We start from the raw sequence: 9514 nt of genomic DNA on the forward strand, positions 1-9514 counted from the left end.
GTTGACGCATGCGCCAGGCCGGCTGTCCCACGGGGCGCCGGTTGCCGTCATCGACATCGGCTCAAACTCGGTGCGCCTCGTTGTTTACGAGGGGCTCAACCGTGCGCTGACGCCGATCTTCAACGAGAAGGCCCTGTGCGGGCTCGGACGGGAGGTGCTCTCCACCGGCCGGCTTCCGCAGGATGCGGTCGATCGCGCCTTCGCGGCCCTGAAGCGATTCCGTGCGCTCTGCGACGCCATGGAGGTGGGAGAGGTCCACGCCCTCGCCACCGCGGCGGCGCGTGACGCCCAGAACGGCCCGGCCTTCATCGCCGAGTGCGAGGCCATCTGCGGAACCCGCATCGAACTCCTGACCGGCAAGCGCGAGGCGGAACTCGCCGCGTGCGGCATCGTCGCCGGCGTCCATGCGCCGGACGGCATCGTCGGCGACCTCGGCGGCGGCTCGCTCGAACTGGTGGACGTCAAGGCCGGCTGCGTCGGCACCGGCGTGACCCTGCCCCTGGGCGGCCTCGCCCTCCAGGACCGCTCCGCGCGCTCGACGCGCAAGGCGGAGAAGATCGTCCGCGATACCATCCCCGAGGCGCAGGTTCTGGAAGGCCTCGCCGGCCGCACCTTCTATGCGGTGGGCGGCACATGGCGGGCGCTCGCGCGCCTCCACATGTTCACCAAGGGCTATCCGCTGCATGTGATGCACGGCTACGTCATCCCTGCCCGGGAAGCGCTGGACTTCACCCGCATCGTCCATCGCGCCGATACCGAGGCGCTGGCCCATATCGACGTGATTTCCGACGCCCGCCGGCCCCTGCTCGCCTACGGCGCGCTGGTGCTGGAGAACATCGTGCGGCAGGGGCGTCCGTCCGAGGTTGTCATCTCCGCGCTCGGCGTGCGCGAGGGGCTGCTCTATTCGCTGCTGCCGGAAGCCGAGCGCGCCGGCGACCCGCTGCTCATCGCCGCGGCCGAAATGAACGTCCTGCGCTCCCGCTCGCCCCTGCACGGCGAGGAACTGGTGGCCTGGACCGACGGCTTCTTTGCTTCGGCGCCGGTGCTGGAAGAAGCGGAGGAGGAGCGCCGCCTGCGCCGCGCGGCCTGCCTGCTGGCGGACGTGGGCTGGCGCGCCCATCCCGACTATCGCGGCGAGCAAAGCCTCAACATGATCGCCCACGCCGCCTTCGCCGGCATCGATCATCCCGGCCGGGCGTATGTGGCGCTGTCGGTCTATTTCCGGCATGTGGGACTCGGCGCCGACGAGAGCGACACCCGCATTCTCGAACTCGTCACCACTGGAATGCTGGACCGCGCACGCATTCTCGGCGCAGCCATGCGGGTGGCCTATGTGCTGTCCGCTGCCATGCCGGGCATCCTGCCCCGCATGCCGCTGAAGGTGCGTGGCGACCAGCTGGTGCTAAGCGTACCAAAAGCGCTGGTGCCACTGGTCAACGAGCGTGTGCAGAACCGCTTGCGCCAACTCGCCCGGCTGATCGGCCGCGAGCCGGCGATGGAGCAATATGACGATGGGCCGGCGGACTGATCCGCCTCCCACCCCTCCACGCTCCGCGCCCAGCCCGGTCACGAAAAGGTTGCTGGTGCCCCTGCGTCGCCGCACGGATTTCCGCCTGAATTGGCCGGCAGTCTTTCAGGCATGAAACAGCTCGTGAACATCTTCGGCGGCATCGCCGGCCTTGTGGTGGCGGGTCTCGTGGGCCTCGCCCTCTTCACGCTTGTGGGCGGGCTCATCCTGGTGGCGGGCATCGTCATCACCGCCCTGGTCATTGGCGGCGGCGTCTATGCCCTCGTGACCGGCCGCGCGCCGGGCATGAAGCGCGACGGCGGCTTTTCCTTCCGGGTCATCGACCTGCGCGAGACGCGCACTTACGGGACGCCGGACGAGAGCGGCATGATCGACGTGACACCGCCCAAGGATCCCCGCCGTAACGTGTGACAATCGTTCCCTAGGGGCGGGCAGAGCCGCCGTCGGGTGATATGGTCTGCGCCCTCAAAACGGGAGCGGGCCAAGGCACATGGATGGAAACATCGGTTCGGGCGCGGTACTCGCGGTGGTCGTCACGTGCATCGTGCTCGCGATGCTTACGGTGGTCACGCACGCGATATCGCTGACGCTCATCCGCCGCCGCCTCAACCGCCGGATCCGTGGGAAGATCTACGTCGACCATGTCTTCGTGGAAACCGTCATCATCAGCGCGACCGTGCTCAGCCTCAGCCTCGTGCATCTGGCGGAGGTGTGCATCTGGGCCGGCGCCTATGTGCTGCTCGACGCCATCGGCGACCCGCGCGACGCGATCTACTATTCCCTCTCGACCTACACCACGCTCGGACCGGACGGGGTGAGCATTGCCAGGGCGTTCCGGGCGCTGGCAGGGTTCGAATCGCTCATCGGACCCATGATGGTCGCCTGGTCCACGGCCTTCCTGGTGGAATTTGTGGTCCGGATGCGCGGCGGCGGTGCCACCGGCGCGGGCTGAGCCGCGCCGGTGTGAACACCCAAACAGCTTCAGATGCTGGTCGGGTAGTTGGGGCTCTCGCGGGTGATGGTCACGTCATGGACGTGGCTCTCGCGCAGGCCGGCTGAGGAGATGCGCACGAAGCGGGCGCGCTCGCGGAACTCTTTCAGGTTGCTGCCGCCCACGTAGCCCATCGCCGCGCGGAGACCGCCGGCGAGCTGATGCAGAACCGCGCCCACCGGCCCCTTGTACGCGACCTGCCCCTCGATGCCTTCCGGCACCAGCTTCAGGGTGTCGCGCACCTCGGCCTGGAAATAGCGGTCGGCCGAGCCGCGGGCCATGGCGCCCACCGAGCCCATGCCGCGATACGACTTGTAAGAGCGCCCCTGGAACAGGAACACCTCGCCGGGGCTCTCGTCGGTGCCGGCGAGCAGAGAGCCCACCATGGCGGCGGACGCGCCGGCCGCCAGCGCCTTGGCAAGATCGCCGGAGAACTTGATGCCGCCATCGGCGACCACCGGCGTTCCGGTGAGGAGCGCCGCTTCCACCGCGTCCATCACGGCGGTGAGCTGGGGCACGCCGACGCCGGCCACGATGCGTGTGGTGCAGATGGAGCCGGGGCCGATGCCCACCTTCACCGCATCCGCGCCAGCATCGATCAGCGCCTTGGCGCCGTCGGAGGTGGCGATGTTGCCGGCGAGGATCTGGGTGCGGTTGGAGAGCTTCTTGATGCGCTCCACCTGGTCCAGCACCTTGCGGGAATGGCCGTGGGCCGTGTCCACCACCACGAGATCGACGCCGGCGTCGATCAGGCGCTCGGTGCGCTCGAAGCCGTCCTCGCCCACCGTGGTCGCGGCGGCAACGCGCAGGCGGCCCTGCTCGTCCTTGGCGGCGTTGGGATAGGCCACCGCCTTCTCGATGTCCTTGACCGTGATGAGGCCGACGCAGCGATCGTCCGCATCCACCACCAGAAGCTTCTCGATGCGGTACTGGTGCAGCAGGCGCTTGGCCTCGTCCTGGTTCACCTGCCCCTCGCGGACGGTGACCAGCCGGTCCTTGGTCATCAGCTCGGCGACGCGCTGGCCGGGATCGCGGGCAAAGCGCACGTCGCGGTTGGTCAGGATGCCGACGAGACGGCCGGCGATGCCGCCGGTGCCGCGCTCCACCACCGGAATGCCGGAGATGGAATAGCGCTTCATCAGGTCGAGGGCGTCGGAGAGCGTCTGGTCGGGATGGATGGTGACGGGGTTCACCACCATGCCAGATTCATACTTCTTCACCTGCCGCACATGCTCGGCCTGCATCTCGGGCGACAGATTGCGGTGGATGACGCCAATACCGCCAGCCTGGGCCATGGCGATGGCCAGCCGCGATTCAGTCACGGTATCCATCGCGGCGGAGAGGATCGGCAGGTTGAGGCTGATGGTCTTGGTCAGCTGGGTGCCGATCTCCACCTGACCGGGCATCACCTCGGAGGCGCCGGGCGTCAGCAGCACGTCGTCGAACGTCAGCGCCTCGCGGAAGCGCGAGCGGCTGTCGATCGCGGACGAATGCGCAGTCCCATTGGGGGTCGTCATGGCCAACTCCTGGTGGCGGCGCGGAACGCGACCGCTGGATCGGGGCCGGAACGAGAGACAGATCCTGGACCAAGCCTTGGGCTGGCCTTGGGCTCCGACGCCTCGCTACGAGTTGGCAGTGGCCGATACCATGGGTGCGCGACGAATAGAAGACCTGTTGCGAGGGATTCGCTGCAGGGCACGCATGCACCGGACGAGGAGCAGGAAAAGCGGCTCCTCAGCGCGTGATGAGAATCAGCGTGTTGCCCGCCCCGTAGTTCTGCACCAGGGAATAGAGGGTGGCGGCATTTGACGGATGCAGCCGCACACAGCCGTGCGAGGCCGGCGCGCCGAGGCGGCTCACCTCGTAGCTGCCATGGATGGCATAGCCCCCGTTGAAGAAGATCGAGTAGGGCATGGGCGAGTTGTAATACTTGCGCGAGAAATAGCTGCGGTACATGCGCTGCGGCCGGTAGGCGCCGGTGGGCGTGACATAGCCGCGCCGGGCGGTGGAGACCGGCCAGGAATATTGTGGCATGCCGTTGACGCTCACCGTCATGGTCTGGCGCGACAGGTCGATCCGCGCCACCACGGCCGCGGTGCCGGCGGAGGCGGGAGCGGCAAAGGCCAGCGACAAAATGAGCGAGACGGCGAGGAGAAGTGCCGCCAGCCAACCGCAGGACCCTGGCAGCGGGCGCATCGCGAGCGGATGCTGGGCCTTCCAGCCGGCACGCGGTCGCACAACCAGAGCTAGACTCATGCCCGCTGCCCTCCCGTCAGCCATAGTGCCACGCTTGCGGTCGCGCGCAAGCTGTTGCCGCCGCTCGCACCGTCCACCAGTTGCCGGGCCCCTGCCCCGTTTCCAACCGGCTCCGGTGCCACTAATGTCCGCCCGGCGGCGGCGAACGTCTGCGGTCCGCGCCTGAAGGAGACCTGCCCCATGGTGATGATGCTGCTCGGTCTCGTCGTCTTCCTCGGCATCCACCTGGTGACGACTGTCAGAGGCCTGCGCGCCAGCCTCATCGCCCAATTGGGGGAAGGGCCCTACAAGGGCTTCTATTCCCTCCTGGCGGCGTCGGGACTGCTGCTCACGGCGTATGGCTATGCCCTGTGGCGCGCCTCCGGCCCGCTGCAGGTGTGGAATCCGCCGGTCGGGATGCGGCACCTCACGCTGTTGCTGATGCTGTTCGCCGCCATCGCCATCGTCGCCGCCTATGTGCCGAGCCATGTGAAGGCCTGGCTCAAGCACCCCATGCTGGTGGGCGTGAAGATATGGGCGGTGGCGCACCTGCTCGCCAATGGCGACATCGCCTCCATCGTGCTGTTCGGCGCGGTGCTGGCCTGGGCGGTGTTCGACCGCATCTCGCTGAAGCGGCGCAACCTGCCGGCGCCGGTGGCGCCGAAGAACTGGGCGGGCGACGCCCTCGTGGTGGGCGGGGGGCTGGTGCTCTATCTCGCCCTCGCCTACCTATTCCATCCCTACGTCGTCGGCGTGCCGGTGATGTAGAAGCGGCAAAGCCGCAGGGGAACAAGAATAACGCACAGGTGAGGGCGGCTCCTGCCGGAGCCGCGTACGACCCCGGCCGCAGCCATGACGGCGGCCAAGCCAAGAGGAACGCCATGTCCATTCAGGCCGACGCCCGCCGCGTCACCGCGCCCGAGATCCAGGCCCGCAAGGGGGGCGAGCCCATCGTGTCGCTCACCTCCTACCACGCCCACACGGCGCGCCTGCTCGACCGCCACGTGGACGTGATCCTGGTCGGCGACAGCCTCGGCATGGTGATGCACGGGCTGGAGACCACCGTCCCAGTCACTGTGGAGATGATGATCGTCCACGGCCGCGCCGTGGTGCGGGGCACGCAGCGCGCGCTCATCGTGGTGGACCTGCCGTTCGGCAGCTACGAGGCGAGCCCCACCGAGGCCTTCCACACCGCAGCCCGCGTGCTGAAGGAGACCGGCGCCGGCGCGGTGAAGCTCGAAGGCGGCCGCCGCATGGCCGAGACCGTGCGCTTCCTGGTGGATCGCGGCGTGCCGGTGATGGGCCATGTGGGCCTCACCCCGCAGGCCATCAACACGCTCGGCTCGTTCAAGGCCCGCGGCCGCGACGATGCCGAGGCCTCCATCATCCTCGACGATGCCCGTGCAGTGGCCGAGGCCGGTGCCTTCTCCATCGTGCTTGAGGCCATCGCCGAGCCGCTGGCGCGCCGCATCACCGAGGAAGTCCCCTGCCCCACCATCGGCATCGGCGGCTCGCCCGCCTGCGACGGGCAGATCTTGGTGCTGGAGGACATGCTGGGCCTCGGCGACCGGGTGCCCAAGTTCGTGAAGAAGTACGCGAACCTCGGCCCGGACATCGAGACGGCGGTGGCGACCTATGCCGAGGAAGTGCGCGCCCGCACCTTCCCGGCCAAGGAGCACACCTACGCGCCGCGCCTCGTGGACAAGCCGGCCAAGGCCTCCTGATGGGGCGCTTGCGCTCGGGGGCGGGACGGCCCCTCGCCCGCCTCGCTTTCACCCTGTCCCTCGTTTTGGCCCCGGCGCTTCTCGGCATGCGCCCCGCGGCCGCGGCCGAGGACTGCCTGCTCGTCACCGATCTCGACAGCGGACGGGTGTTGGCGAAGCAGGGGCTGTGCGCCGCGCGGCACCCGCCCAACTCCACCTTCAAGGTGGTGCTGGCGCTGATGGGCTACGACACAGGCATCCTCAAGAGCGACAGCCAGCCGGTCTACGAGCCGCCGCCAGGTGCCGACCTTGAACGGGAGGTGACGCGCGGCCCGCAGACGCCCCGCTCCTGGATGAAGAATTCGGTGGTCTGGTATTCCGAGGTTCTGGCCGGCGAGCTGGGCCGGGAGCGGATGGCGCACTACCTCAAGGTCTTCACCTACGGCAACGAGAATATGGGCGGGGTGAAGGGCGAAGAGGAGCCCGGCAAGCGCTACTGGATCTCCTCTTCCCTCGTCATCTCCCCCCGCGAGCAGATCGACTTCCTGCGCCGCATGCTGAAGGGCGAGCTGCCGGTGTCTGCCGATGCCGTGGACCAGACGATCCGCATCATGGCGATCGAGGAGCAGCCGGCCGGCTGGCTCACCTTCGGCAAGACAGGCTCCGGCTACGGCCGCTTCCCGGACGGGCGCAGCGACCGGTCACGGCCGTTCGGCTGGTTCGTCGGCTTTGCGAAGAAGGACGGCCGCACCGCGGTGTTCGTGCGCTATACCTCCCTCGACATGGCATCCTCCGAATCCCTCGGGCTGGTGGCACGGCGGCAGACGCTGGCGGCGCTCGTCCCGGTGCTGTCGGCGCAGGCCCCCTGACCCGGTAGGCGGAGGCCTTCCGATAGACGTCCGCGAGGAGTTGAGCGTGCCCGTCTCCGCCATCGTGTCGGCCTTCGTCGCCGCCCTCGTGGGCTTCGGCGGCACGCTCGCCCTCATCCTTTCCGCCGCCGCGGCGGTGGGGGCGAGCCCGGCGCAGGCGTCGTCCTGGGTGGCGGCGCTGTGCCTCGCAGTGGCCGGATCGAGCGCATTCCTCTCCATCCACCACCGCATGCCCATCATCAGCTCGTGGTCCACGCCGGGTGCTGCGCTGCTCGCTGCGTTCGGCGCAGGGATCGGCATGGAGCGGGCGGTGGGCGCCTTTCTGGTGGCCGGCCTGCTCATGGTGGCGTGCGCAGCGGTGAAGCCGCTCGGCACGCTGGTGGCGCGCATTCCCGTTGCGGTGGCGGCGGCGATGCTCGCGGGCGTGCTGGTGCGCTTCGTCACGGCGCTTGCCGAACATGCGGTGAAAAGCCCGGCGCTGGTCCTGCCGGTGGTGGCCGCCTTCTTCCTGACGCGCCGGCTGGCGCCGAGCTGGTCGGTGCCGGCGGCGCTCGTTGCCGGCATCGGCGCGGCCCTCGGGCTGGGGGCGGTCGGGCCCATGCCGGCGCCCGAACTCTCGGCGCTGGTGTGGGTGACACCGGAGTTCGATGGCGGCGTGCTGGTCAGCATCGCCTTGCCGCTGTTCCTCGTGACCATGGCGTCGCAGAACCTGCCCGGCTTCGCCGTGCTGACGGCCAGCGGCTACGTCCCGCCGGTGCGCTCCATCCTCGCCACGACAGGCATCGCCTCGGTGCTGACCGCGCCGTTCGGCGCCCATGCCTCGAACCTAGCCGCCATCACCGCCGCTCTCTGCACCGGGCCGGAGTGCGACCCCGACCCGCGGGCGCGGTGGAAGGCGGGGCCGGTCTATGCCCTGTTCTATCTGCTGCTGGCGGCGGCCGGCGCCTCGCTGGTGGCGGTGTTCGCGGCGCTGCCGCCGGCGCTGGTCGCCACCATTGCGGGGCTGGCGCTGATCGCCCCCCTCACCGGCTCGCTCACCGCCGCGCTCAACGTGGACAAGGACCGCACCGCCGCCATCGTGACGTTCGCCACCACGGCGTCGGGCATCAGCGCACTTGGTCTCGGCGCCCCGGTCTGGGGACTGGCCGCCGGCCTTGCGGTCTTCGCCATGGATACCGTGCGCCGCCGCTGAAGGGGGCGTTCCAACAAAAGCCCCGCGAGCGCAAACAAAAACCCCGCGGACGATGGACGCCCGCGGGGTGGGAGGATGTCTGTCCGGCGGCCGGAGCCGGACGCCGCGAGGTTAGCCGTTGGACTTGCGAGCCTTCATCTGCGCCCAGATCCCGATCACCTCGCCGACGAAGCCGCGGCGGAAGAGCGAGACGGCGAGCACGAAGATGACGCCCTGAATCACCAGCACCCATTCGCCGAGGCCGGCGAGATAGTTCTGCATGGTCACGATCACCGCCGCGCCCACCACCGGGCCGAGGATGGTGCCCATGCCGCCCACCAGCGTCATCAGGATCACCTCGCCCGACATCTGCCAGGCGACATCGGTGAGCGAGGCGAGCTGGAAGACCAGCACCTTGGTGGAGCCGGCAAGACCCGCCAGCGCCGCCGAGAGCACGAAGGCGAGCAGCTTGTACTGGTTCGCCCGATAGCCGAGGGAGATGGCGCGCGGCTCGTTCTCGCGGATCGCCTTCAGCACTTGCCCGAAGGGCGAGTGGATGGTGCGGTAGATGACGAAGAAGCCGAACAGGAAGATCGCCAGCACGAAATAATAAAGGTGGATGTCCTGGCTGATGTCGATGACGCCGAACAGCGGGCGCCGCGGCACCGCCTGAAGGCCGTCCTCACCGCCGGTGAACTTCGCCTGCAGGCAGAAGAAGAAGAACATCTGCGCCAGGGCCAGCGTGACCATGGCGAAGTAGATGCCCTGCCGGCGGATGGCGAGCAGGCCGGAGATCAGCCCCAGCAGCGCCGCGAAGGCGACGCCCGCGAGGATGGCGAGCTCCGGCGTGAAGCCCAGCACCTTGGTGGTGTGGGCGCAGATGTAGGCCGACCCGCCGAAGAACATGGCGTGGCCGAACGACAGGAGCCCCGTGTAGCCCAGCAGCAGGTTGAAGGCGCACGCGAACAGCGCGAAGCACATCACCTTCATCAGGAACACGGGATAGACGCCGAACGG

The 9514-nt window shown here is 68.9% G+C and carries 10 protein-coding genes; 7 read left to right on the top strand and 3 right to left on the bottom strand.

Annotated features, from left to right (window positions below; translation table 11 throughout):
• Nucleotide 1 precedes the first annotated feature (1 nt).
• The 3 genes from ppx (at nucleotide 2) to ACT535_RS15510 (ending at nucleotide 2480) form a co-directional block, all read left to right on the top strand.
• On the top strand, nucleotides 2–1528 hold the full coding sequence (gene ppx, locus ACT535_RS15500; RefSeq protein ID WP_476365089.1) for an exopolyphosphatase: 1527 nt from the start codon (nucleotides 2–4) through the stop codon (nucleotides 1526–1528).
• A gap of 111 nt (nucleotides 1529–1639) precedes the next feature.
• Nucleotides 1640–1939, top strand: coding sequence for a hypothetical protein (locus tag ACT535_RS15505; RefSeq protein WP_029555160.1), 300 nt, complete (start codon nucleotides 1640–1642; stop codon nucleotides 1937–1939).
• Nucleotides 1940–2018: 79 nt separating this feature from the next.
• Nucleotides 2019–2480 carry an ion channel gene (locus ACT535_RS15510; protein ID WP_476365090.1) on the top strand — a complete coding sequence of 154 codons (462 nt, stop codon included), beginning with the start codon at nucleotides 2019–2021 and terminating at the stop codon, nucleotides 2478–2480.
• Nucleotides 2481–2509: 29 nt separating this feature from the next.
• Here ACT535_RS15510 and guaB read toward each other — a convergent pair whose 3' ends face one another.
• Nucleotides 2510–4036, bottom strand: a complete 1527-nt coding sequence (guaB, locus tag ACT535_RS15515) for an IMP dehydrogenase (RefSeq protein WP_168459225.1) — start codon at nucleotides 4034–4036, stop codon at nucleotides 2510–2512.
• A gap of 217 nt (nucleotides 4037–4253) precedes the next feature.
• The gene (locus tag ACT535_RS15520; RefSeq protein ID WP_476365105.1) at nucleotides 4254–4685 is read right to left on the bottom strand and encodes a L,D-transpeptidase; all 432 of its coding nucleotides are present in this window, start codon (nucleotides 4683–4685) and stop codon (nucleotides 4254–4256) included.
• A gap of 270 nt (nucleotides 4686–4955) precedes the next feature.
• Here ACT535_RS15520 and ACT535_RS15525 point away from each other — a divergent pair, with 270 nt between their 5' ends.
• The 4 genes from ACT535_RS15525 to ACT535_RS15540 all read left to right on the top strand — a co-directional run bounded on the left by ACT535_RS15525 (nucleotide 4956) and on the right by ACT535_RS15540 (nucleotide 8518).
• Complete coding sequence (locus ACT535_RS15525; RefSeq protein WP_476365091.1) at nucleotides 4956–5522, top strand: NnrU family protein; 567 nt, start codon at nucleotides 4956–4958, stop codon at nucleotides 5520–5522.
• 113 nt (nucleotides 5523–5635) lie between these two features.
• A complete protein-coding gene (gene panB, locus ACT535_RS15530; protein WP_476365092.1) occupies nucleotides 5636–6478 on the top strand; it encodes a 3-methyl-2-oxobutanoate hydroxymethyltransferase in 843 nt (280 codons plus the stop codon).
• Nucleotides 6478–7326, top strand: coding sequence for a penicillin-binding transpeptidase domain-containing protein (locus ACT535_RS15535; protein WP_476365093.1), 849 nt, complete (start codon nucleotides 6478–6480; stop codon nucleotides 7324–7326). The genes panB and ACT535_RS15535 overlap by 1 nt, the downstream gene beginning before the upstream one ends.
• Before the next feature lie 46 nt (nucleotides 7327–7372).
• Complete coding sequence (locus ACT535_RS15540) at nucleotides 7373–8518, top strand: benzoate/H(+) symporter BenE family transporter (RefSeq protein WP_476365094.1); 1146 nt, start codon at nucleotides 7373–7375, stop codon at nucleotides 8516–8518.
• Between the two features lie 111 nt (nucleotides 8519–8629).
• Here ACT535_RS15540 and ACT535_RS15545 read toward each other — a convergent pair.
• On the bottom strand, nucleotides 8630–9514 hold an 885-nt coding region (locus tag ACT535_RS15545; RefSeq protein WP_476365095.1), incomplete at its 5' end, for a branched-chain amino acid ABC transporter permease.

The organism is Xanthobacter sp. DMC12 (assembly GCF_056314105.1).